Source organism: Sneathia sanguinegens (assembly GCF_001517935.1).
GTDB lineage: Bacteria > Fusobacteriota > Fusobacteriia > Fusobacteriales > Leptotrichiaceae > Sneathia > Sneathia sanguinegens.
Genome location: NZ_LOQF01000001.1, coordinates 1 through 22,658 on the forward strand (window position 1 = coordinate 1; position 22,658 = coordinate 22,658).

The following is a 22,658-nucleotide window of genomic DNA, read 5'->3' on the forward strand; positions in this document are numbered from 1 at the left end:
TTTACTAAAGGATCTTTTTTACAACTACTATTTATTTCTAATTGTCTTATTAAAACTTGGTGGCAAAGCTATAGGGGTACACCTAGCAACATACCGAACCTAGAAGTTAAGCCTATATACGCCTAAAATACTCAGTAATGGGGAAGATTGGTAACTGCCAAGTTTGTTTTGAAATTTGGTGATTTGGCTACAGTGATACACCTAGTAACATACCGAACCTAGAAGTTAAGACTGTGTGCGTCGAAGATACTCAGAAATGGGGAAAATAGATGATTGCCAAATTTTTTTTTAAGAAAGGGTTGGGGATGAGAATGAAGTTAAGTGAGTATTTACATACTGAAAATATTAAGCTTGAACTAACAGCTAATAATAAGGAAGAAGCTTTGAGAGAATTAGCAGGTCTTTTGAAAGATAAGGTAAATGATTTTGAAGGCTTTGTATCAGCAATACTAGCTCGTGAAAGTGCTGGGTCTACAGCAATGGAATATGGATTATGCATACCTCATGTTAGAACAAAATACGTAAATGAATTTGCAATTGCTGTTGGTACAAAAAAAGAAGGTATAGACTGTGATTCATTAGATAAAAAGAAATCTACTGTATTCTTTTTGATAGCAAGTAATGATGAAACAAAATTATTACATTTAGATGCTTTAGTTAAGATTAGTAGATTATTAAAATCAGATGTAGAAACTGATTTACTTTGTAATACTAAATCAAAAGAAGGATTTATAGAATTAATAAAAAAAATGGAAGAAAAATGACAAAATATTTTGTCATTTTTTTGACATAAGGAGCTTTATGTTTTTACATTATGATATGGATTGCTTTTTTGCTTCAATTGAAATGAGAGATAGACCTGAATTAAAATCTAAAGCTTTGGTTGTAGGAGATCATGTAGTTGCAACTTGTAACTATATTGCAAGAAAATATGGAATACATTCTGCAATGACGGTGAGTATGGCAAAAAAAATATTTCCTAAGATTTTAGTTATAACTCCTAGGAAAGAATATTATCTTTCTATTTCAAAAAAAATACAGGAAGTAATATGCAAAAAATTTAAAAAAGTAAAATTTTTATCCTGTGATGAAGGATATATACAGATTGATATTGATAAAAAAAATATATATGAATTTAGTTTAAAATTTCAAAAATTAATAGAGGATAAATTTAATTTGCCTGTTTCTATTGGCGTTGGATACAATAGACTTGCTGCTAAAATTGCAAGTGAAGTTAATAAGCCAAATGGAATATATGCTATAACAAGCAAGGAAGAGTTTATTGATTATGTATATGATAAAAATGTTAAAATATTTCCAGGTATAGGAGAAAAGGCAAGAGAAGTATTATATAATTTGAACGTAAGCTATACAAAAGAACTTTATGCAATTTCAAAAGAAGATTTAAGAAAAGCCTTAGGCAAGGCAAGAGCAGATATGATTTATATGATGATAAGAGGAAATTCAGATGAGTATTTTGATATAGAAAAAATTGAAAAATCTATAAGTAAAGAAAGAACTTTTTATCCAGCTTTAAAAAATTTTAATGAAATTTATAGAGAACTAGAAAGCCTAGTTGTGGAAATTAGGAGTGAAATTTTATCAAAGAATATTTATCCTTTAACATTAGTTATAAAGATAAGAAATGAAGAATTTGAAACTATTACAAAAAGTAAAACATTTTTTTCGCCAATTAATGAAAATAGTGATATACTATTACTAGCTAAAGAGTTATTAATTAATATATATAAAGGTGAAAATATTAGGCTTTTAGGTTTATCAATTAGTAATTTTACAAAGTGTAATTATGAGTATCTTAAATTATTTGGAGATTGATATGGATTATTATAAAAGATTGATAATAAAGATAATGGAAAGAAGTCTTGTTGGAAATGATGATCATATTTTAAAAAAATTAAAGCAAGGTCGTGATTTGAATCAAGAAGAAATGAGATATTTAGAAGAATTATTAGATAATATATTATAGGGGAGGAACAATGAATATAGAAAAATTATATCCACAAAGAGTATTTCACTATTTTTTAGAAATTTCAAAGATACCAAGAGGTTCTGGAAATGAAAAGCAAGTTAGTGATTATTTAGTATCATTTGCAAAAAAGCACAATTTATTTGTTTATCAAGATGAAAATAATAATATCTTAATTAGAAAAGAAGCAACAAAGGGTTATGAAAAATACAAATCTATCTGTATTCAAGGGCATATGGACATGGTTTGTGAAAAAAACAAAGAAGTAGAATTTGATTTTGAAAAACAAGGGATAAATGTTTTAATTAAAGATGGCTTTTTAACAGCAGATGGAACTACTTTGGGTGCAGATAATGGTATATCTATGGGAATGACTTTAGCAATATTAGAATCAGATACTATTCCTCATCCAAAATTAGAAGTATTAATTACTACAGATGAAGAAGTTAGCATGAAGGGTGCAACAAAATTTGATATATCAAAATTAGAATCAGATATTTTGGTTAATATAGATAGTGAAGAATATGGTTCTATTTATGTAAGTAGTGCAGGTTGTTCAAGAGTTAGAACATTTTTAGAATTTGATGCTGAAGAAATTGTTTTAAAAGATAATATATACAACTTAGAAATTAAAGGTTTACAAGGTGGACATAGTGGAGCAGACATACATGAAAATCATGCAAATGCTATAAAAATATTGAATGAAATTTTAAGAAGAGTTTCAATAATGTGTGATGTAAATTATGTTAGTATAAATTGTGGAAGTAAAAATAATACTATACCTAGAGAAGGGCAAGTAACTTTTGTTGCAGATGAAAATATTGATAAATTAAAGGAATATATAGATTTAGCAGTAGATTCATTGAATTATGAATACAAGGCAAGTGAAAGTGGTATGCAAGCTATACTTACTAAAGAAAATTATATGGCACAAAAACAATTTAGTAAAAAATCAACAGTTAAATTATTAAGATATTTGGAAGGATATTTAACAGGAGTTATTAGATTTTCAAAAGATATAGAAGGTTTGGTACAAACATCACTTAATTTGGGTATAATAACAACAATAGATGACGATAAAAAGAAATTTGTAACAGTTAATGCCTTAGTTAGAAGTGGAATTCTTTATGAACAAGAAGAATTATGTAAATATCTTGTAAATTATGGTGAAAAATATGATAGCAAGACTGTTATAGATGATAGTTGTAATCCTTGGGAATATAGAAAAGACTCAAAGATAAGAGACTATTTTGCAAGAATTTTTGAAGAACAAACAGGTAAAAAACCTAAGATAGCAGCTATACATGCTGGTCTTGAATGTGGAATTTTCTTTGAAAAAAATCCTAATTTAGATGTAATTTCTATAGGACCAGATATTAAAAATCCTCATACACCTGATGAAAGAATGAGTATAGAAGCTGTAGGGCAAACTTATGAATATTTATTAAAAGCATTGAAGGATTATAACATTGATTAAAATAGATGGTATTGTAGTAGTTGAAGGTAAAGATGATAAAACAGCCCTAAGTAGAGTAATTGAACCAGAAAAAATATATATATTAAATGGAATGAGTGGAGCAAATCAAAAAAAAATTGACGATTTAAAAAGATTGGCAAAAAATAATAAAATATATATTTTAACAGATCCAGATTATGCTGGTAAAAAAATAAGGGAAAAGATAAATAAGAATATTCCAAATGCTATAAATATATATGCAAATAAATTTTTAGCAACAAAAAAGGATAATGTTGGAGTTGAAAATTTAAATGCAGATGATATTTTTGATTTATTTAAAAATATACATGAAGTTGAAAAGAATAAGAAAGATAAATTTACAATAACAGAATTAATGGATGCAGGACTATTAGTAGGTAATAATAGTAGAATTAAAAGAGAATTACTGGGAGATATTTTGGCTATAGGTTATTGTAATGGTAAAAAATTATTGAATTTATTAAACAGTCTTAATATATCAAGAAAAGATTTTGATGCTGCAGTTGAAATAGTAAATAAAATGTATAAATTTAAGGATAAAAATGCAGCAATATTTGGTAAGTTTTTTCCTGTACATAAGGGACATATTAAATTTATTAAATTAGTTGCAAGATATTGCAAAAATGTATATGTTTTTGTTTGTTCTGAAACAGAAAGAGATAAAAAATTAAATGAAAAATCAAAATTAGCTAATTTAACGATAAATGATAGAAAAAGATTTGTTGAATTGGAAGTTAAGGGTTATAAGAATATAAAGGTATTAGAATTAAATGAAGATGGAATAGAGCCATATCCTAATGGCTGGGAAGCTTGGTCAAAAAGAGTTAATGAAAAAATAGAAAAAAATTCATTAAAGATAGATTGTATTTTTACAAATGAAGTTCAAGATCAAGAAAAGTATAATAAGTATTTTAATATAAAAGCCTATTTATTAGATCCTAAAAGAGAAGATTATTCTATATCTTCTACAATGATTAGAAATGATCCAGAAAAATATATAGATTATTTTCCAGAAAGTGTAAAAAAGTGGTATTTTAAATTTAAGGAGAAATAAAATGAAATTGAAAGTAATGGCAAGTTTAGTTATGCTATCAAGTATTATTGCTTATTCAGAAACTATTTCTGAAATACAAGGTACAACTCATACCTCACCTTATAATAATAAAGAAGTAACAAAGGTAAAAGGTGTAGTTACAGCTATAGTTGGTAAAGGTTTTTATATGCAAAGTTTAAAAGCTGATAATAATCAAACAACTTCTGAAGGTATTTATGTAGAAACTAAGGGAGAATTGCCTAATAAGGGTGATTATGTAAGTGTTGATGGGCTTGTAAAAGAAATTCAATTTGGAAGACCTAATCCTTCAGATTTAACAGTTACAAGTATACAAGCTAGTAATCTACAACTTATATCTAAAAATCATAAAGTAAAAGCTACAGTAATTGATCCACATAAAATACCTAAAAAAGTATATATAGGTAAATTTAATGAAAAGTTGAATATAAAGAAAAATGCGATGGATTATTATGAATCTCTTGAATCAATGTTAGTTAAAGTTAATAAACCTATGGTTACAGGTGTATCAGAAGATCATGGAGAAATAAGCGTAGTACCAGAATATGGTAAATATGTAACAAATAAAACTAATAATGGTGGAATAAGATATACATATGATAATGAACAAACTCAAAGAGTGTTAGTTCAAGATAAATTATTCAAAATAACAGAAGGACCTAGATATGATGGTAGATATAAAGATCCAAGTTTTACACCTAATCCAGGAGATGTATTTACAGCTCCAATAGAAGGAATATTAACATATAATTATTCAAATTATAAGCTAATAAATACAAATGAATTGCCTAAATTAAAGGATATGGGCTTCAAAAGAGATAAAAATAAATTTAATTATGATAAAAATAAATTAAATGTAGTTTCATATAATATAGAAAATTTCACTATAGCAGATGGTGGTGAAAAAAGAGTTGAAATTTTAGCAAAACAAGTTAGAGATTATCTTAAAACTCCAGATATCATAGGTCTAGCAGAAGTTGGAGATGACGATGGAGGTAATGTAAAAGATAGAACTGTAGTATCTTCTGAAAAAACTTTAACTGCTATAGTAAATGAAATAAAGAAAGTTACTGGAGTAGAATATAAATATATGGTTATAAATCCAGAAGATGGAAAAGATGGTGGTTGGCCAGAAATGCATATTAGAAATGCAATATTATACAGAACTGACAAATTAGAAGCACCATATATTAATCAAGGAAATGCAATAGTAGATACAGATATACAAAATGGTAAATTAACATATAATCCAGGTAGATTAGGAAATGGTAAAGATTTCTTCAAAGATGTTAGAAAATCTCTTGTTGCACATCTTCAATTAAAAAATAGTAAAAAAGATGTATTTGTTGTAGTAAATCATTTAAAATCTAAGAGATTTGATGATAAAATTTATTCAAAGAATCAACCAGTAAAAAGAGCATCTGAAAATTTAAGAATACCTGAAGGGGAATATATAGGAGCATTTTTAAAGAAAATTAATAAACAAAAACCAAATGCAATAATTTTGTCAATGGGAGACATGAATGACTTTGAATTTTCACCAACTTTAAAGGCAATGAAAACTGATGTGATGGTTAGTGCTGTAGAACAATTACCAAAGAATCAAAGACATACATATATATATCAAGGTAATGCACAAGTATTAGATAATTTATTGGTTAATAATAAATATGCTAAAAAAATGAAAGTAGATATTTTAAATATAAACTCAGAATCAACAAAGGCACAAGGATATTTCAGTGATCATGATCCAATATTTATACAAATAGATGTTAAATAAAAAAAAAGAAAAACTAGAATTAAATTTCTAGTTTTTTTTATACTAAATATAGACTATGTGTATAATTTAAAATGACTAACCAAAATATCATCATAATAATAGAAATAAAGGTTCCTATTAAAGAAATATTAGAAGCTAGTAAAGCTTCATTATCATATTTAATTGCATAAGAAACAGCAACAGTAGCTGGAGGAGTTGTAAGCATTATTATTATTGCAACAACAGCTTCATATTTAAAAATAATACCAAAGTAATTAAATAAAATTAATATTACTAAGAAAATAGCTGGAATTATAATTAAACGGAAAACGCAATATATAATAGTCATTTTTTCCTTTAAAGCTTCCTTTAAGGGTACGGTTGCTAATGTCATTCCTATAGCTAAAAAGGCTAAAGGAGATGATGTTTCAGCTAAACATTTTAGTACAAAAAATATTGGCTTTGCACTTCTATCTATTCTCAATATTGGAAAAGTATTTTGGAATATCCAACAGAATAGACCTAAAAAAGTAGCTATAATAATAGGATTTACTATAATTTTTTTTATATTTTTTCTTTCAAATTTTATACCACTCATCATAACTAAACCAAATGTATATAAAAAGACTCTATAACCTATATTGAATATATTAGCATATAAAGTACCAGTAGAACCTATAATTCCATCAATTATTGGAATAGCAAAAAAAGTTGTAGAACCAAAAGCAGTAAACACTATTAAGGCTTTTTTTAATTTACCCGAATATTTATAATAAAAGACATAGCCTAATAAAATTAACAAAACATATGCTATAAAGCTAAAAATTAAGACATTTATTCCTGTTGTAAATGTTTCTTTTTTTATATCTTGCATAAAGGCAGTGAAGGCTAATGCAGGTAGTGTAGCACTAAGTGATACACTACTAATTGCATGAGCACAATTATCTGGAACTAAGTTCTCTTTTAAAAGAAAATAACCCAGAAGTATTATAAATATGCTACAAAAAATTGCGGATAAAAAACTGGTATTTAATATTATATTCAACTGATTCATAGAGCCTCTTTCCTTATTTTATATTATTTTTACACTTGTCTGTTGTAATATATTCTTGTAAATTTTCAAAACTTGTTTCTATCATATTAGTAACAGCTTCATCAGTGTATGAACCTATATGTGGTGATAATAGAACCTTAGGATAAAGTTCAACTAGAGCTTCAAAGTCTTCATTTTCTATTGTAGAATTTGATAAATCTTTGAAGAAAATTCCAGCTTCTTTATCAACTGTATCAAGACCAGCTCCAGCAAGATGACCAGACTTAATTGCAGCTATTAATGCCTTAGTGTCTACAACTTCTCCACGACCAGTATTAATTAATATAGAATTAGGTTTCATTTTTTCAATGAAGTCCTTATTAACAACTTTACCTTGTTCTTTGATAAAAGGAATATGTAAAGAAATTATATCACTTTTTTGTATAAGTTCTTCCATGCTAACTTGTGTTAAAATATCATCAACATTTTCTTTTTTCATTATGTCATAACCAAGTACAGTTGCTCCTAAACCTTTAAATAATTTTGCTGCTGTGAAACCTATTTTACCTAAACCAATTACACCTACTGTACATTTTCTAATTTCTCTTGAGAACATATTAGCTGTACAACGGAAATCTTTTTTAGAAGTTTGACTTGTAGTTAATGCCATATTTCTAAGTAACATCATAGCATGAGTTATTGCTAATTCAGCTATAGCATTAGGTGAATAAAAAGGTACATATGCTAATTTGAAACCTAAGCTCTTTGCATAAGCAATATCTATATGATTAACACCAACAGTTCTTGTTAAAACATATTTAACACCTAATTTTTTATAAATATCAAGATTTTCTTTGTTAGCAAAGCAATTACCACGAAGAATAACAGCATCAAAACCTTTAGCTAATTCAGCAGTTTCTTTACTATTTAAATATTCAGGTATTAAACTTAATTCAAAATTAAATCTTTCATTTATTTTTTTAAAGAATTTTTTTTCAACATCTCTAACACCGTAACATAATACTTTCATTTTTTCCTCTTTTCTATATCAATGCATAAGCATGAGTTATTGCTAATACTATTATCCATATAATTATAGCAAATACAGATAAAACAGTATTTACTAATGAAATATCTGAAGCAAGTATAGCTTCTTTTTCAAATTTAATTGCATAAGCAACAGCAACAGTTGCAGGTGGTGTTGCAAGCATGATGATTATAGCAACAATTGCATCATATTGGAAAGTAATTCCAACGAAATTTAGAATTATTAATAAAATTAAGAATAAAGCTGGGATTATAATTAATTTTATTGCACCATATACTAAAGTTTTTGTTTCTTTTAAAGCATCTTTTAAAGAAATATTAGCTAAAGTCATACCTATTGCAAGCCAAGCTAAAGGAGATGATAAACCACCTAAATACTTCAATGCAGCAAATATTGGTTTAGCAGTTTTATCTATTCTTGCAAAGGGTATTTCTTTTTGGAATATCCAAACAATAAGTCCCAAGAAAGTTGCTATTATTATAGGATTTAGAAAAATTTGTTTTAAATTTTTCTTTTCAAATTTTATACCACTCATCATTATTAAACCGAATGAATATAAGAAAACTCTATAAGCAATATTGAAAATATTTGCATATAAAGTACCAGTATTACCAAGTAATCCATTGATTATTGGTATACCGAAGAATGTTGTAGAACCAAAGGCTGTTAAAACTATCATAGTTTTTTTAGTATCACCATGGTAGTTTATATAAAATAAATAACCTAGTAGAATCAACAAAATGTATGCCACAAAACCAAATATTAAAACATTTATACCTGTAGTATAAGTTTCCTTTTTAATATCTTGCATAAAGGCTGTAAATGCTAAAGCTGGTAAAGCAGCTGATAATAAAATTGAACTTAGAACCTTTGCTCCATGTTCATTAACTAAATTTTTTCTTCTTAAGTAATATCCAAGAAGGATAATAAATATTGTAGAAAAAATTGCTGATAAAAATTTAGTACTCAAAATTACACTTAGTTGTGTCATCGTTGTCCCCCCTTTTTGAATAAATAAAGTATATAATATATTGCATTCAAAAGTCAATTATTCTCTTTTTTTAACCATTAAAATATGATATAATTAGGTTGATATTTTGAACTTAGAGAAAGGACAAATATGGCAAAGAAAAAAGAAGAAAATGTAGAAAATATTTCTAAAGATCAATCAATAGCACTTGCTATGAAAGAGGTACTTAAAGTATTTGGAAATGAATCAATAATGCGACTTGGAGAAAATAAGAGAATGAATGTGAGCTGTATTTCTACAGGAAGTATAAATTTGGATTTAGCCTTAGGTGTAGGAGGAGTTCCAAGAGGCCGTATAGTAGAGGTTTATGGAGCAGAATCATCAGGTAAAACAACTTTGGCCTTGAGTATTATAGCTGAAGCACAAAAAATAGGAGGTATAGCAGCATTTATTGATGCAGAACATGCACTAGACCCAGTATATGCAAAGGCCTTAGGAGTTAATATAGATGAATTACTAATATCTCAACCAGATAGTGGGGAACAAGCTCTAGAAATAGCTGATTTGTTAGTTAGAAGTTCAACAGTAGATGTTGTAGTAGTAGATTCAGTTGCAGCTTTAGTTCCAAAAAATGAAATAGATGGAGATATGAGTGATTTGCAAGTTGGGCTACAAGCCAGACTTATGTCAAAAGCCTTAAGAAAATTAACTAGCTCTATAGGAAAATCAAAAACTGTTCTTATATTTATAAATCAAATAAGAGAAAAAATAGGGGGATTTAGCTTTATGCCTGGACCTCAAACAACTACATCAGGAGGAAGAGCTTTAAAATTTTTCTCAACTGTTCGTATGGAAGTTAAAAGAATTGGGCAAATTAAGCAAGGAGATGACCTTGTAGGTAATGAAGTTTTAGTTAAGGTTACTAAAAATAAGGTTGCACCACCATTTAGAGAAGCTAGATTTAGTATTATGTATGGAACAGGTATTTCAAAGATTGGAGAAATTATAGACTTAGCTATAAACTATAATATTTGTAAAAAAAGTGGGTCATGGTTTAGTTATGGTGATACAAAACTTGGTCAAGGTAAGGCAAATGTTGAAAAATTATTAAAGGAAAATGAAGAATTATTTGAAGAAATAAAAGCAAAAGTTTTAGAAAAAATCTCAGCTGAACCAACTAATAATTTTGGAGAAAAAATAGAAGAAAATGTTGATACAGAACTTAACGAAGAATAAGTTATATCTACAAAATGATGAAATTATTGATGTTAGTCCTGATATAATACACGAGTATGGTTTGAAAATAGGGAAAGATATTAGTAATATTTATATAGATGTATTAAAAGCTTCAATCAAACATAAAGCCTTATTTTATATTTATTTAAAAGCTAGAACAAAATATGAATTAATATGTAAATTAAAGGCAAAGTATAAACAGGTAGAATATATTGAAGAAGTAGTTGAAGAACTAGAAAAATTAGGATATATTGATGATGTTGATTATGCCTTATCATATATAATGACACATAGTAATAGTAAACAAAAAAATATATTTAAATTAATGCAAAAAGGAATAAGTAGATCTAATATAGAGAGAGCTTATGAAGATGCACCTAATGAAATTGAAGATGACTTATTAGAAAAAGAAATAAAGAAATTACAAAATAAGAATTTAGAGTTGGCACAGATAATAGTAAAATTAACAAGAAAAGGTTACGCATATTCCAAAATAAAAAAAATTATAGAAATAATAAAATAACTATGCACACTTTTTAAGTGTGCATTTTAAAAAAAGGAGATATATGAAAGAAATAATTTTAGCTACTAGTAATAAAGGGAAAGTGAAAGAATTTAATGAAATGGCTAATAAATATGGAGTTAACTTTGTAAGTATAACTATGCCTTCTGTTGTAGAAGATGGTTTAACTTTTGAAGAAAATTCATTAATAAAGGCAAAGGCTGTTAGAGAATTAAATAAAGATAAGGCTATAGTTTCTGATGATTCAGGGCTTTGTATAGATTGCCTTGATGGAAAACCAGGTATACATACAGCTAGATATAGAAATGACCTTGAAACATATAAAGAAAGGGGTCAAGCTTTAATAGAAGAAGTTAATAAAAAAAATACAACAAGAACAGCTCATTTTGTTTGTGTTATAACTTTATTAAAGACAAATGGTGAGTATATAACATTTAGAGGAGAAACCGAAGGAGAAATAGCAAAGGAAAGTATGGGTACTAAGGGACATGGTTATGATCCAATTTTCTTTAGTTATGATTTGAATAAAACTTTTGGTATGGCAGATATAGAAGAAAAAGATAGGGTTAGTCATAGAGCAAGAGCTTTTCAAAAATTTATACAATGGTTAAAAGAAAATGAGCTATGATATATTATTTGAAGATATAAATAACCTTAAATTAAAAGGTTTAAATGCAAGTACACTAAAGGCATTAAAAAAATTAGAAATAGATAATTTGTATGATCTTTTTTATTATTTTCCAAAATATTATGAAAATAGTGCAGTGTATAAAAAAATAGCAGAAGTTAAAAATGAAGAGGTAGCTATTATAGAAGGTAAAGTAGTTAGTATTAATAAAAAATTTTTACCAGGCAAAAGAATAATGGTTACCATACAATTAATGGATCAAACAGGAATTATAGATTTACTATGGTTTAATAATAGATATATTTATTCAAATATAAAATATGACGATAAAATTTTGGTAACAGGTAAAATAAAAAAATTTCCTAAATGTCAAATGATTAATCCAAGTTATAAAAAAGTATATAATGAAAATAATTTTAAGGAAGATTCACAATTAGAGCCAATTTATTCGTTGACTAAGGGAATAACACAAAATAAGATAAGAACACTTATTAAAAATGCTATAGATAAATTTGGTAATTTATTACAGGAAAATATGCCCCTAGATTTTATATATAACAATAAAATAATGTCAAGAATGACTTCAATATTGAATATTCATTTCCCAAGTAATGAAAAAGCATTAAAATTAGCTGTTAGAAGATTTACTTTTGAAGAAATAATGATACTTGAAATGGGTATTTTAGAAAAAAGATATATTGATAATAAGAAAAATATTAATAGATATAAATTGGAAGATACCAAAAATATAGTAAAAGAATATATAAAATCTCTACCTTTTACCTTGACTAGTTCACAAAAAAAAGTCATTACTTCAATTTATAAGGAATTAAAAGAGGGCAAATATATTAATAGATTAATACAAGGGGATGTTGGTTCAGGAAAGACTGTAGTCGTTCTTGTAATAATGCTATATATGGCTGAAAATAAGTACCAATCAGCTTTTTTAGCACCTACAGAAATTTTAGCCACACAACATTACAATAATATTGTGACAAAATTTAAAAATTTTAATATAAGAGTAGAGCTTTTAACAAGTTCTGTTAAGGGCAAAAAAAGAGAAAAAATATTAGAAGATATAAAAAATGGAAAAGTTGATATAGTTATTGGGACACATTCTTTGATTAATAAGGAAGTAGAATTTTTCAATTTGGGTTTATCTGTAATTGATGAACAACATAAATTTGGTGTGGAACAAAGAAATGAATTAAGAAAAAGAGCAAAATTAGCCAATGTAATAGTTATGAGTGCAACACCTATACCTAGATCTTTAGCCTTGACAATATATGGAGATCTGGATGTTAGTATAATTAATGAAATGCCAAGTGGAAGAAAGAAAACTATTACTAAGTGGATAAAAACAGCTGAAGAAGAAAAGAAAATGTATTCCTTTATTAATGAAAAATTAATTAAGGGAGAACAAGTATATATTGTCGCTTATCTTATAGAAGATAGTACAAGTATTAATGCAAAATCAGCTTTTGCAACATATGAAGAAATAAAGGAAAAATTTCCTGATCAGAATATAGGCTTAATTCATGGAAAAATGTCTGCAAAGGAAAAAAATGAAATAATGAATAAATTTATAACTAAAGAAATAAGTGTATTAGTATCTACGACTGTAATTGAAGTTGGTGTTGATGTTAGTAATGCTAATATTATAGTTATAAAGAATGCAGAAAGATTTGGTTTATCGACTTTACATCAATTAAGAGGTAGAGTTGGAAGAGGTGAAAAAAGAGGATATTGCTTTTTAGAATCTGAAAGTGAAAATGAAATATCAAAAAAGAGATTAGAAGTTTTAGAAAAAGAAATTGATGGTTTTAAAATAGCTGAAGAAGATTTAAAACTTAGAAATTCTGGAGAAATATTCGGTGTTAGACAAAGTGGAATTTCTGATTTAGTTTTGTCGGATATAGTAAGAAATATTAAAGAAATAGAACAAGTTAAAGAATTTGTAAATTGCTATTTAGAAGAACATGAAGGTAAAATTGATAATAATTATTTAATAAAGGACATCGAAAATAAGCAAAGAATAGGAGACTAACAAATGAGAAAAGGTATTGCAGATATAGGATTATTATTAGTAGGATTGCTTTGGGGCTTAGGATTTATTGCAACCAAAATAGGCTTAAATGAGGGGATTAGCCCCATATATATGTTAGCACTTAGGTTTACAATAGCAAGTATATTCTTATTATTTATATTTCATGGTACAATAAAGAAAATAACAAAAAAAGATATAAGGAAAATGTTTTTAATATCTATTGTGATATTTTTTGCTTATGGATTTCAGATAGTTGGAAGTAAATATACAACGGCATCAAAGGCAGCTTTTTATACAGGACTTAATGTAATGTTTGTCCCATATATATCGTGGATGTTAAATAGAAAAGCACCTGATGTATACACATATATTTCAACATTATTATGCCTAGTAGGGGTAGGCTTTATATCATATGTTCCTAATCAAAATTTATTTACTTTGAATATGGGAGATATGCTGATAATAATTTCAGCTATTTTTTATGGGATACATATAGCTCTAACAGGTTTTTATTCAAAAAAATATACAGTAGAAAAAATGATATTAATACAAAATACTATAGCAGCATTACTTTTTTTAATAACCTTAGGCTTGTCTAGTGTAACAGGAATTGGCGGAGAAAATGTAAGATTTTTGTCTGTAAATGAAATGCTAGCTGTTGCCTACATAGGATTAGTAACTACGGGTATTTGTTTATTCTTACAAGCCTTATTTCAAAGATATACTAGCTCAGTTAAAGCATCAATTTTTTTAGGAACTGAATCAGTGTTTGCCCCTTTATTTGCAAGCTTAATATTGAAGGAAGTTTTAACGAAAAATGTAATAATTGGTGGAGTATTAATACTTATAGCAGTTGTTTTAACTGAAATGGAAATAATAATTAAAAATATAAAAAAAAGGAGGAAAAATTAAATGAGATTCTCAAAAACATTTATAAAAACATATAAGGAAAGCCCAAAAGAGGCAGAAGTAACTAGTCATAAATTAATGCTAAGAGCAGGTATGATAAAACAAGTTTCAAGAGGTAATTATACTTATTTGCCTTTAGGTTTGAGAGTTTTACAAAAAATTGAAAAAATAGTTAGAGAAGAAATGGAAAAATCAGGTGCTATTGAATTATTAATGCCTATTATGCAACCTGCAGATTTATGGATGGAATCAGGAAGATGGTCAGCATATGGACCTGAACTTATGAGATTTAAGGATAGAAACCAAAGAGATTTTGTATTAGGGCCTACACATGAAGAAATAGTAACATATTTATTCAGAGAATTGGTAAAATCATATAAAGAATTACCTGTTAATTTTTATCAAATTCAAACTAAGTTTAGAGATGAAATAAGACCTAGATTTGGACTTATGCGTGGTCGTGAATTTATTATGAAAGATGGATATAGTTTTCACTTAACAAAAGAAAGTTTGGATAAAGAATATCTTAATATGAAAAAAACATATTGTAATATTTTTACAAGATGTGGACTTAATTTTAGACCAGTTGAAGCAGATACTGGTTCTATAGGTGGAGCAGAAAGCCATGAATTTATGGTTTTAGCAAAAGCTGGGGAAGATGATATCCTATATTCTGATACAGCTGATTATGCAGCAAATGTAGAAAAGGCAACAAGTAAAATAGATTTAATTATGCCAAAAGAAGAAGAAAAACAAAAAACTTTAGTTGAAACTGTTGATAAAACAAGCATTGATAGTTTGGCAACATATCTTAATATACCTAAGCAAAAAATAGTAAAATCTATACTATTTAAGGAAATTTGTGAAGATGATATAAAATACTATCTAGCTTTAATTAGGGGAGATTTGGATATAAATGAAATTAAGGTTAAAAATGCCTTTAATTTAAATACTGAATTAGAATTAGTAACAGATGAAGAAATAGAAAAATTAGGACTTGTTAAGGGGTATATTGGTGCATTAGAAGGTATCAATGAAAATATACAAATTGTAATGGATGAAAGTGTTAAATATTTATTTAATTTCGTTACAGGTGCAAATAAAGAAAATTATCATTATATTAATGTTAATATTAAAGATTTAAAATATGATATTATTGCAGATATTAGACTAGCCAAAGCAGGAGATTTATCACCTAAAGGAGATGGAGTTTTAAAAATAGCAAGAGGTATAGAAGTAGGACATATATTTAAATTAGGAGATAAATATAGTAAAAAAATGAATGCTAAGGTATTAGATGAAAATGGTAAATTACAAACAGTTATTATGGGTTGCTATGGAATAGGTGTTTCAAGAGTAGCAGCAGCTACTGTTGAACAAAATAATGATGAAAATGGAATTATTTGGCCAAGAAGTATAGCACCATATGAAATTGATTTAATTGCAACTAATATGAAAAATGAAAAAATAGTGGAAATTTCTGAAAAAATATATGAAAAATTAAAGGTTAATAAATTTGATGTAATTTATGATGATAGAAATGAAAAACCTGGCTTTAAATTTAAGGATGCAGATCTTATAGGTTTCCCAATAAAAATAATAGTTGGAAACAAAGCAGAAGAAGGTTTTGTTGAAATAAAATATAGAAAAAATTCAGAATCAAAATTAATAAAAATTGAAGATGTTCTTGAATACTGTAAAGAAAAATAAAAAAAAAGTTTGCATTTTTTGAAAAATAGGGTATACTTTACTAACAGATTATTTTAAAGTGAGGTACAGAAATGACTATTACAGATGTAAGAATTAGAATCGTAAAGGGAACAGAAAGCGAATTGAAATTAAAGGCTTATGCAGATATTACTTTTGATGACTGCTTTGTGGTACATGGATTAAAATTAATTGATGGGCAAAATGGATTATTTGTTGCAATGCCATCAAAGAAATTAAGCAATAATGAATTCAAGGATATAGTTCATCCTATACAACCAGAATTTAGAGCTCAAATTACTGAAGTAATTTTGAAAAAGTATGAAGAAGAAAAGAATAATTAAGAAAAAGAGCTATATTAATATAGCTCTTTAATGAAAAAAAACATTTTATTAATTACTTATTACTACAATGTAATTATATCAAGCTTATCTTAGAATAAGCTTATTTTTTTATTATAAATGTCATATAAATTAATTAAATTTCTCTTTCATTTTTCAAGTTCTCTCATTTTATACAAAAATACAGCAGTAGCGACACTGACATTCAGTGAATTTACCTTATCTGATATTGGAATTATTACATTGTAATTGCAAAAATCTAGTAAAGTTTTAGAAACTCCACCACCTTCATTTCCAAAAATATATGCATTTTTATCTTTATTTAATTTACAATTTGTATATTCTATAGAATTTTTTGCTAAATTTGTAGCAAAACTAATATATGAATTTTTTTCTATAAATTCTTTTATTTCATCATAAGTTGCATAAATAATATTTAATTTAAAAATGCTCCCCATAGAAGCACGAACAGCTTTTGGAGTGTAAACATCACAGCTACCTTTAGTTAATATTAAGTTTTCATAATTAAGTGCAACTAAGGTTCTAATTATTGTCCCAATATTTCCTGGATCTTGTACATCGTCTAATATAACAATATCACCCTTTATTTCATCAAGAGAAATTGTATTTTTTGAATGTATAAAAAGAATACCTTGACTATTTTCTTGACTAGAAATTTCTGAAAATAATTTATCATTAAGTATAGTTATTTTAATAAAGTTATCTAAATTATATTTTTTTTCAAAATAGTCAAATCTACTTTTTTGTATAATACAGTGTGAAGCAGTTTTGCACTCTTTTATGAATTTTTCGCCTTCAGCTATGAAAATATTATTCAAATCTCTATATTTTTTTTGACTTAATTTTTTTAATAATTTGTATTTTCTATTTTCTTTGCTTTCTATATACTCAATATTAGTCCATTTTTGTTCCAAGTTTTTTACCACCTAATAAATGATAGTGCATTTGTTGAACAGTTTGTCCTCCAAAATCACCTATATTTGAAATAACTCTATATCCATCTTTATCCATACCTAAATCTCTAGCGACTTTAGCAATGGTTAATTGTATTTTTCCTAATAATAGGATATCTTCATCAGTAGTATAAGCTAAATTTTGAATTTCTTTTTTAGGAACAAATAAAATATGTATAGGAGCAGCTGGATAAATATCTTTAAATGCTATTATATCATCATCTTCATAAACAATATCAGCTTTAATTTCTTTTTTTATTATTTTTGTAAAAACTGTTTCCATTTTAACACCCACAACTTTCTAACATATCTAATCTTCTTTGATGTCTTCCACCTTCATATTCACTTGACATATATGCTTTTATGCAAGAGATTGCTAAATCTACACCCATAACTCTAGCACCAAAAGCAATGATATTAGCATTATTATGTTGTTTTGTAAGTCTTGCAGAATATTCATTTGTTACTAAAGCAGCACGAATTCCATGAATTTTATTTGCAGCAATTGAAATACCTATTCCTGTACCACAAATTAAAATACCAAAATCAGCTTTTTTATCTAAAATAGCTTGACTAACTTTTTTTGCAAAAACTGGATAATCTACAGAACTATATTCATCTGTACCATAATTTAAAACTTCATGACCTTCTTTTTCTAAAAAAGCAACAATTTCTTTTTTAAAATCTGTAGCAGCATGGTCATTACCTATTGCAATTTTCATATTTTTTTTCCTCCTTTAAATACATAAATTTGTTCCAAATATACATAAATAATATGAAACTAATAGTTCCTTTTACTATCATTGTTGAACAAATAACCCACCAAATAGCAGTTATACCAAATAAAGGAGCTAAAAAGTAAGCTAAGGGAATTCTAGCAGCTGTACCTAGTACACCTATTATTGTAGGTTCATTTATTTTACCTATTCCATTGAAAGCACCATTTGTTATTATTTCTACACTTTGAAATATTTGTGCAAAGCCGACTATCGTTAAATAATTAATACCTTGTTGTATAAGTCTTTCATTGTGAAGAAAAGCTCTGAATAAAGGTTCTGCACAAGTTACAAACACTAAGGTTATTATTATAGAAAATATTGTTATACCCTTTAGGGAAATATAGTAGACTTTCTTTATACGATTGAACTGTTTTGCACCATAATTTTGAGCTATATATGTAGCTACAGCACTTGAAAATCCTCCAGATATATTCCAAGAAAAAGATTCAAATTGCACACCTAGTCTTTGTACAGCTAAGACTTCTTCATCATATCTTGCAATAATATTTGCCAAAATTATGGCTATTATTGTGAATAAAGCTTGACTTATACCACCAGGCAAACCTATTTTGAATAATTTTATATACATTTTAAAAGGATCTAACTTGAATAATTTCATTTTTCTAAACTTAGATTTTGGTGATAAAAAATATATTGTAAGTAAAGTAAAAGAAATTATTTGTGACATAACAGTAGCTATTGCGGCACCAAAAATTCCAAATTTCAAAACACCAAGGAAAAAATAATCTAAAAATATATTGATTATTACCCCTAAGGAGTTGAATATAAAAGGACCAAATGTATCTCCATCTGCACTTATTATAGCAGAAATAGTATTAGAAAGAAATAGAAAAGGAATACCTAGACAACAACAAGTTAAAAAGGTTTTTGCATCCTGTAATATTTCTGGATTAGATATACCAACTAATCTAATTAATTGTTCCGAAAAGATTAGTCCAACTGAAACACAAAAAGCAGAAAATAAAAGAGTTAAAAATATTGCAATTCTAGCATAGCTACGGGCAATTCTATTTAATTTTGCACCTATGGATTGGGCGACAAGAATTTGTGCACCATTTTTCGGTATTATTAACAAGGCAAAACCTAAAACTAAAAAGAAAGTTGCTGCCGCTGCTGCTGCAACAGCTCTATCTCCTAGATACACACTTATAAATTTTATATCTGTCAAATTATATAATATTGATATTAAAGAGGTAAGAACTATAGGCAAACCTAATTTAAATAAATTTGTTGCAATATTACCTGATAATATATCTACTTTTTTACGCAATAATTTCTCTCCTTTCAATGAAAAAAGAACAACACTTAGTGTTGCTCTTTTTTACTATTTTCTTAATCCTAATTTTTCAATAAGAACTCTGTAATCATCAATTCTCTTAGTTTTGATGTAGTTTAACATTCTTTTTCTTTTACCAACCATTTTTAATAGTCCAACTCTTGAGTGAACATCTTTTGGATGGATTTTTAAATGAGCAGTTAAGTGGTTAATTCTTTCTGTTAAAATAGCTATTTGTACTTCTGATGAACCTGTATCGTGTTCATTTTTACCAAATTCTGCAATTAATTCTTTTGTTGATTTCATTTGCCTTCCTCCTTTAAATATTATTTAATCTAAGAATATATTTGGCGGATATATTCTGAGAAAAAATTCATATTTACTTTAACATAAAAAAAGTAAATTGTCAAATAGATGTATAGGCATAAAGATAAATTTCAAGGTATAATTTTAATATATTTTAAAAGGAGAGAAAGCTACTATGAAACAAGTATTTTTATTCTTAATCTTATTATCAATGATAAATTTCGGTTCTGAATTCAGTCAAGAAAGTATTGTAGAAAAACTTAAACCATTTCTTGAAAATGCTAGAGTATATAAGAAATTTAAAAAAGTTTATGCAAGATCAGGGAAATTAAATGAAGAAATATTAAAGCAATACATAGAAAATCAAGGGTAGAAAGGCAGGTAAGCTGAATGTTAAAAGCATATAAATATCGGATTTATCCAAGTAAAGAGCAAGAAATACAGTTGGAAAAGACATTTGGCTGTTGCCGTTTTGTATATAATCAGACCCTTGCATACAGGAAAGATGCTTATGAAAAAGAAAAAAACTCTATCAGTAAAACAGACTGTAATAATTATTGCAATAGAGAGCTGAAAAAAGTTTATGAATGGCTGAAAGAAGTAGACAAATTTGCTTTAACAAATGCAATTCATCATATGGATAGTGCTTATCAAAAGTTTTTCAAAGAGCATGCAGGTTACCCAAAGTTTAAGAGTAAACACGATAGGCATAAATCCTACACAACTAATTTTACAAATGGGAATATAACTGTAGATTTTGATAGAGAAAGAATAAAGTTGCCAAAGTTAAAAGAGATAAAAGCAAAAATTCATAGGAATTTTGCAGGGCAAATAAAATCGGCAACTATATCACAACTGCCGAGTGGAAAGTATTATGTAGCAATCTTAGTAGAAACAGAGAATGTAAAAAAGCAGGAGACAAGAGGTAAAATAGGTTTAGATTTAGGGATAAAGGATTTGTGTATTACATCAGATGGGAGAAAATACGAAAATCCAAAGACAATAAAGAAGTATGAGAGAAATCTTACAAAATTGCAAAGACAGCTTGCACATAAAATAAAAGGGAGCAGGAACTATCAGAAAAAAAGAAAGCAAATAGCATTATGCCATGAGAAAATAACAAATACCAGAAAAGATTATCTTCATAAGATTTCAAGTGAAATAATAAGCGAAAACCAAGTGATTGTTTCAGAAAACTTGCAGATAAAAAATATGATAAAAAACCATAAATTGGCTAAGTCTATAAGTGACGTTTCATGGTATGAGCTTACAAGACAGCTAGAGTATAAAGCAAAGTGGAACAATAGAATATATGTTAAGGTAGATAGTTTTTACGCAAGTAGTCAGTTATGTTCTTGTTGTGGTTGCCAAAATAAGAACATAAAAGATTTATCCGTAAGGCAATGGAAATGTCCAAATTGTGGGGAAATACACGATAGAGATGTCAATGCCGCAAAGAATATATTAGCAGAAGGATTAAGACAAATAGCGTAATAAAAAAAATATAGGGTAGGGACTACCCAAATTAACGCCTGTGGAGATAGTAGGTTACGAGGTCAGCGAAGCAGGAAGCCCATAGGCTTTAGACTATGGGTAGTTCACACATATAGATAGGAAGTAAATATGAAGAAAATGAAGAATCCTAAAGTTGCAATAATTCAAGCAGAGCCTATTTTGTTTGATAAAGAAGCAACCCTAAGTAAGGCTATTAGCTTAATTGAAAAAGCAAGTAAAAAACAAGTAGATTTAATTGTGTTTCCAGAACTATTTATACCGGGCTATCCCTATGGTATGAATTTTGGCTTTAAAATTGGTTGTAGAAAAAATAGTGCAAGAGCAGATTTTAAACGATATTACGATAATTCAATAAGTATTCCAAGTAAAGAAATTGATATTTTAGAAGAAATAGCAAAAAAAGTTGGAGCATATATTAGTATTGGAATTAGTGAAAAAGATGAAAATAATGCAAGTCTATATAATACAAATTTAATTTTTTCACCTGAGGGAAAGTTGGTTTATCGACATAGAAAATTAAAACCCACTGGAAGTGAAAGATTAATATATGCTGATGCTAATAAAGACTATTTACCTATATTAGATACAGAATATGGCAAAATAGGTAGTTTGATTTGTTGGGAATCATATATGCTACTAGCTAGATTTGCTTTATTAAACCAGGGAATGTCTATTTTAATAGCACCCAATACAAATGATAATCAAGAATGGCAAGATACGATAAAACATATAGCAATAGAGGGGCACATATACTACATTAATTGCAATATGCTAATAAATAAATCTAATTATCCAAAAAATTTAGATGAATATTCTGAAATTGAAAAATTAGATGAAAATTTATGCAGAGGTGGAAGCTGTATAATTGATCCTTATGGTCATTATTTAACAGAACCAGTTTGGGATAAAGAAGAAATAATTTATGCCGAACTAGATATGGCAAAAGTAATAGAATCAAGAATGGAATTTGACCAATGTGGACATTATAATCGTTCTGATATATTCGACTTTTCTTTTAAAGATATTTAGGAG

24 protein-coding genes and 2 rRNA genes are annotated in these 22,658 nt (G+C 27.2%); 18 read left to right on the top strand and 8 right to left on the bottom strand.

Features of this window, described 5'->3' with window-relative positions; genetic code table 11:
• Positions 1 to 55: 55 nt before the first annotated feature.
• The 8 genes from rrf (AWT65_RS00005) to AWT65_RS00035 all read left to right on the top strand — a co-directional run bounded on the left by rrf (AWT65_RS00005) (position 56) and on the right by AWT65_RS00035 (position 6,334).
• A 5S ribosomal RNA gene (rrf, locus tag AWT65_RS00005) occupies positions 56 to 163 on the top strand.
• An 11-nt stretch (positions 164 to 174) separates the two neighbouring features.
• Positions 175 to 282: ribosomal RNA gene (rrf, locus tag AWT65_RS00010) — 5S ribosomal RNA — on the top strand.
• 29 nt (positions 283 to 311) lie between these two features.
• A complete protein-coding gene (locus tag AWT65_RS00015) occupies positions 312 to 764 on the top strand; it encodes a PTS sugar transporter subunit IIA (RefSeq protein WP_066728030.1) in 453 nt (150 codons plus the stop codon).
• A gap of 37 nt (positions 765 to 801) precedes the next feature.
• A complete protein-coding gene (locus tag AWT65_RS00020; RefSeq protein WP_066728034.1) occupies positions 802 to 1,836 on the top strand; it encodes a Y-family DNA polymerase in 1,035 nt (344 codons plus the stop codon).
• A gap of 1 nt (position 1,837) precedes the next feature.
• Complete coding sequence (locus AWT65_RS06545; protein WP_198142918.1) at positions 1,838 to 1,987, top strand: hypothetical protein; 150 nt, start codon at positions 1,838 to 1,840, stop codon at positions 1,985 to 1,987.
• 10 nt (positions 1,988 to 1,997) lie between these two features.
• Positions 1,998 to 3,464 carry an aminoacyl-histidine dipeptidase gene (locus AWT65_RS00025; RefSeq protein ID WP_066728036.1) on the top strand — a complete coding sequence of 489 codons (1,467 nt, stop codon included), beginning with the start codon at positions 1,998 to 2,000 and terminating at the stop codon, positions 3,462 to 3,464.
• Positions 3,457 to 4,536, top strand: a complete 1,080-nt coding sequence (gene rnmV, locus AWT65_RS00030) for a ribonuclease M5 (protein WP_066728037.1) — start codon at positions 3,457 to 3,459, stop codon at positions 4,534 to 4,536. Before AWT65_RS00025 ends, rnmV begins: the two co-directional genes overlap by 8 nt.
• Position 4,537: 1 nt before the next feature.
• Positions 4,538 to 6,334, top strand: coding sequence for a hypothetical protein (locus tag AWT65_RS00035; RefSeq protein WP_066728038.1), 1,797 nt, complete (start codon positions 4,538 to 4,540; stop codon positions 6,332 to 6,334).
• 37 nt (positions 6,335 to 6,371) lie between these two features.
• Here AWT65_RS00035 and AWT65_RS00040 read toward each other — a convergent pair whose 3' ends face one another.
• The 3 genes from AWT65_RS00040 to AWT65_RS00050 are packed head-to-tail and all read right to left on the bottom strand — an operon-like array spanning position 6,372 to position 9,385.
• Positions 6,372 to 7,367, bottom strand: coding sequence for an AEC family transporter (locus tag AWT65_RS00040; RefSeq protein WP_066728039.1), 996 nt, complete (start codon positions 7,365 to 7,367; stop codon positions 6,372 to 6,374).
• Positions 7,368 to 7,380: 13 nt separating this feature from the next.
• Positions 7,381 to 8,376: a 2-hydroxyacid dehydrogenase gene (locus tag AWT65_RS00045; RefSeq protein ID WP_066728040.1), complete on the bottom strand. Its 996-nt coding sequence runs from the start codon at positions 8,374 to 8,376 to the stop codon at positions 7,381 to 7,383.
• A gap of 13 nt (positions 8,377 to 8,389) precedes the next feature.
• Complete coding sequence (locus AWT65_RS00050; protein ID WP_066728041.1) at positions 8,390 to 9,385, bottom strand: AEC family transporter; 996 nt, start codon at positions 9,383 to 9,385, stop codon at positions 8,390 to 8,392.
• Between the two features lie 129 nt (positions 9,386 to 9,514).
• On the opposite strand from AWT65_RS00050, the gene recA reads away from it, so the two are divergent.
• The 7 genes from recA to spoVG all read left to right on the top strand — a co-directional run bounded on the left by recA (position 9,515) and on the right by spoVG (position 16,758).
• A complete protein-coding gene (gene recA / locus AWT65_RS00055; RefSeq protein ID WP_066728042.1) occupies positions 9,515 to 10,600 on the top strand; it encodes a recombinase RecA in 1,086 nt (361 codons plus the stop codon).
• The gene (locus tag AWT65_RS00060; protein WP_066728044.1) at positions 10,572 to 11,123 is read left to right on the top strand and encodes a regulatory protein RecX; all 552 of its coding nucleotides are present in this window, start codon (positions 10,572 to 10,574) and stop codon (positions 11,121 to 11,123) included. The genes recA and AWT65_RS00060 overlap by 29 nt, the downstream gene beginning before the upstream one ends.
• A gap of 43 nt (positions 11,124 to 11,166) precedes the next feature.
• Positions 11,167 to 11,751 (top strand): RdgB/HAM1 family non-canonical purine NTP pyrophosphatase, encoded by a 585-nt coding sequence (gene rdgB / locus AWT65_RS00065; RefSeq protein ID WP_066728045.1) that lies wholly within the window; start codon positions 11,167 to 11,169, stop codon positions 11,749 to 11,751.
• Positions 11,741 to 13,798: an ATP-dependent DNA helicase RecG gene (gene recG / locus AWT65_RS00070; protein ID WP_066728046.1), complete on the top strand. Its 2,058-nt coding sequence runs from the start codon at positions 11,741 to 11,743 to the stop codon at positions 13,796 to 13,798. The genes rdgB and recG overlap by 11 nt, the downstream gene beginning before the upstream one ends.
• A 3-nt stretch (positions 13,799 to 13,801) precedes the next feature.
• Positions 13,802 to 14,710 (top strand): DMT family transporter, encoded by a 909-nt coding sequence (locus AWT65_RS00075; protein ID WP_066728048.1) that lies wholly within the window; start codon positions 13,802 to 13,804, stop codon positions 14,708 to 14,710.
• On the top strand, positions 14,711 to 16,417 hold the full coding sequence (locus tag AWT65_RS00080) for a proline--tRNA ligase (protein WP_066728050.1): 1,707 nt from the start codon (positions 14,711 to 14,713) through the stop codon (positions 16,415 to 16,417).
• 71 nt (positions 16,418 to 16,488) lie between these two features.
• Positions 16,489 to 16,758, top strand: a complete 270-nt coding sequence (gene spoVG / locus AWT65_RS00085) for a septation regulator SpoVG (protein WP_066728052.1) — start codon at positions 16,489 to 16,491, stop codon at positions 16,756 to 16,758.
• A gap of 146 nt (positions 16,759 to 16,904) precedes the next feature.
• Here spoVG and AWT65_RS00090 read toward each other — a convergent pair whose 3' ends face one another.
• Genes AWT65_RS00090 through rpsO form a run of 5 tightly spaced genes read right to left on the bottom strand, consistent with a single transcriptional unit; the run spans position 16,905 to position 20,111 of the window.
• The gene (locus AWT65_RS00090; protein WP_232292766.1) at positions 16,905 to 17,690 is read right to left on the bottom strand and encodes a TrmH family RNA methyltransferase; all 786 of its coding nucleotides are present in this window, start codon (positions 17,688 to 17,690) and stop codon (positions 16,905 to 16,907) included.
• Positions 17,671 to 18,012, bottom strand: a complete 342-nt coding sequence (locus tag AWT65_RS00095) for a histidine triad nucleotide-binding protein (RefSeq protein ID WP_066728053.1) — start codon at positions 18,010 to 18,012, stop codon at positions 17,671 to 17,673. Before AWT65_RS00095 ends, AWT65_RS00090 begins: the two co-directional genes overlap by 20 nt.
• Position 18,013: 1 nt before the next feature.
• Complete coding sequence (gene rpiB, locus AWT65_RS00100) at positions 18,014 to 18,451, bottom strand: ribose 5-phosphate isomerase B (RefSeq protein WP_066728055.1); 438 nt, start codon at positions 18,449 to 18,451, stop codon at positions 18,014 to 18,016.
• The gene (locus AWT65_RS00105; RefSeq protein WP_066728057.1) at positions 18,432 to 19,799 is read right to left on the bottom strand and encodes an MATE family efflux transporter; all 1,368 of its coding nucleotides are present in this window, start codon (positions 19,797 to 19,799) and stop codon (positions 18,432 to 18,434) included. Before AWT65_RS00105 ends, rpiB begins: the two co-directional genes overlap by 20 nt.
• Positions 19,800 to 19,853: 54 nt before the next feature.
• Entirely contained in the window at positions 19,854 to 20,111 is a 258-nt protein-coding gene (rpsO, locus tag AWT65_RS00110; RefSeq protein ID WP_066728059.1) for a 30S ribosomal protein S15, read from the bottom strand.
• 175 nt (positions 20,112 to 20,286) lie between these two features.
• Here rpsO and AWT65_RS00115 point away from each other — a divergent pair, with 175 nt between their 5' ends.
• The 3 genes from AWT65_RS00115 to AWT65_RS00125 all read left to right on the top strand — a co-directional run bounded on the left by AWT65_RS00115 (position 20,287) and on the right by AWT65_RS00125 (position 22,655).
• Positions 20,287 to 20,484 (top strand): hypothetical protein, encoded by a 198-nt coding sequence (locus AWT65_RS00115; RefSeq protein WP_066728063.1) that lies wholly within the window; start codon positions 20,287 to 20,289, stop codon positions 20,482 to 20,484.
• A gap of 17 nt (positions 20,485 to 20,501) precedes the next feature.
• The gene (gene tnpB / locus AWT65_RS00120; RefSeq protein WP_066728065.1) at positions 20,502 to 21,605 is read left to right on the top strand and encodes an IS200/IS605 family element RNA-guided endonuclease TnpB; all 1,104 of its coding nucleotides are present in this window, start codon (positions 20,502 to 20,504) and stop codon (positions 21,603 to 21,605) included.
• A gap of 129 nt (positions 21,606 to 21,734) precedes the next feature.
• On the top strand, positions 21,735 to 22,655 hold the full coding sequence (locus tag AWT65_RS00125) for a carbon-nitrogen hydrolase family protein (RefSeq protein ID WP_066728067.1): 921 nt from the start codon (positions 21,735 to 21,737) through the stop codon (positions 22,653 to 22,655).
• Positions 22,656 to 22,658: the final 3 nt, after the last annotated feature.

Coding starts and splice junctions, on each gene's coding strand:
- AWT65_RS00015 (WP_066728030.1), top strand. CDS start 312: ATGAAGTTAAGTGAGTATTTACATACTGAAAATATTAAGCTTGAACTA.
- AWT65_RS00020 (WP_066728034.1), top strand. CDS start 802: ATGTTTTTACATTATGATATGGATTGCTTTTTTGCTTCAATTGAAATG.
- AWT65_RS06545 (WP_198142918.1), top strand. CDS start 1,838: ATGGATTATTATAAAAGATTGATAATAAAGATAATGGAAAGAAGTCTT.
- AWT65_RS00025 (WP_066728036.1), top strand. CDS start 1,998: ATGAATATAGAAAAATTATATCCACAAAGAGTATTTCACTATTTTTTA.
- AWT65_RS00035 (WP_066728038.1), top strand. CDS start 4,538: ATGAAATTGAAAGTAATGGCAAGTTTAGTTATGCTATCAAGTATTATT.
- AWT65_RS00040 (WP_066728039.1), bottom strand. CDS start 7,367: ATGAATCAGTTGAATATAATATTAAATACCAGTTTTTTATCCGCAATT.
- AWT65_RS00045 (WP_066728040.1), bottom strand. CDS start 8,376: ATGAAAGTATTATGTTACGGTGTTAGAGATGTTGAAAAAAAATTCTTT.
- AWT65_RS00050 (WP_066728041.1), bottom strand. CDS start 9,385: ATGACACAACTAAGTGTAATTTTGAGTACTAAATTTTTATCAGCAATT.
- recA (WP_066728042.1), top strand. CDS start 9,515: ATGGCAAAGAAAAAAGAAGAAAATGTAGAAAATATTTCTAAAGATCAA.
- AWT65_RS00060 (WP_066728044.1), top strand. CDS start 10,572: ATGTTGATACAGAACTTAACGAAGAATAAGTTATATCTACAAAATGAT.
- rdgB (WP_066728045.1), top strand. CDS start 11,167: ATGAAAGAAATAATTTTAGCTACTAGTAATAAAGGGAAAGTGAAAGAA.
- recG (WP_066728046.1), top strand. CDS start 11,741: ATGAGCTATGATATATTATTTGAAGATATAAATAACCTTAAATTAAAA.
- AWT65_RS00075 (WP_066728048.1), top strand. CDS start 13,802: ATGAGAAAAGGTATTGCAGATATAGGATTATTATTAGTAGGATTGCTT.
- AWT65_RS00080 (WP_066728050.1), top strand. CDS start 14,711: ATGAGATTCTCAAAAACATTTATAAAAACATATAAGGAAAGCCCAAAA.
- spoVG (WP_066728052.1), top strand. CDS start 16,489: ATGACTATTACAGATGTAAGAATTAGAATCGTAAAGGGAACAGAAAGC.
- AWT65_RS00095 (WP_066728053.1), bottom strand. CDS start 18,012: ATGGAAACAGTTTTTACAAAAATAATAAAAAAAGAAATTAAAGCTGAT.
- rpiB (WP_066728055.1), bottom strand. CDS start 18,451: ATGAAAATTGCAATAGGTAATGACCATGCTGCTACAGATTTTAAAAAA.
- rpsO (WP_066728059.1), bottom strand. CDS start 20,111: ATGAAATCAACAAAAGAATTAATTGCAGAATTTGGTAAAAATGAACAC.
- AWT65_RS00115 (WP_066728063.1), top strand. CDS start 20,287: ATGAAACAAGTATTTTTATTCTTAATCTTATTATCAATGATAAATTTC.
- tnpB (WP_066728065.1), top strand. CDS start 20,502: ATGTTAAAAGCATATAAATATCGGATTTATCCAAGTAAAGAGCAAGAA.
- AWT65_RS00125 (WP_066728067.1), top strand. CDS start 21,735: ATGAAGAAAATGAAGAATCCTAAAGTTGCAATAATTCAAGCAGAGCCT.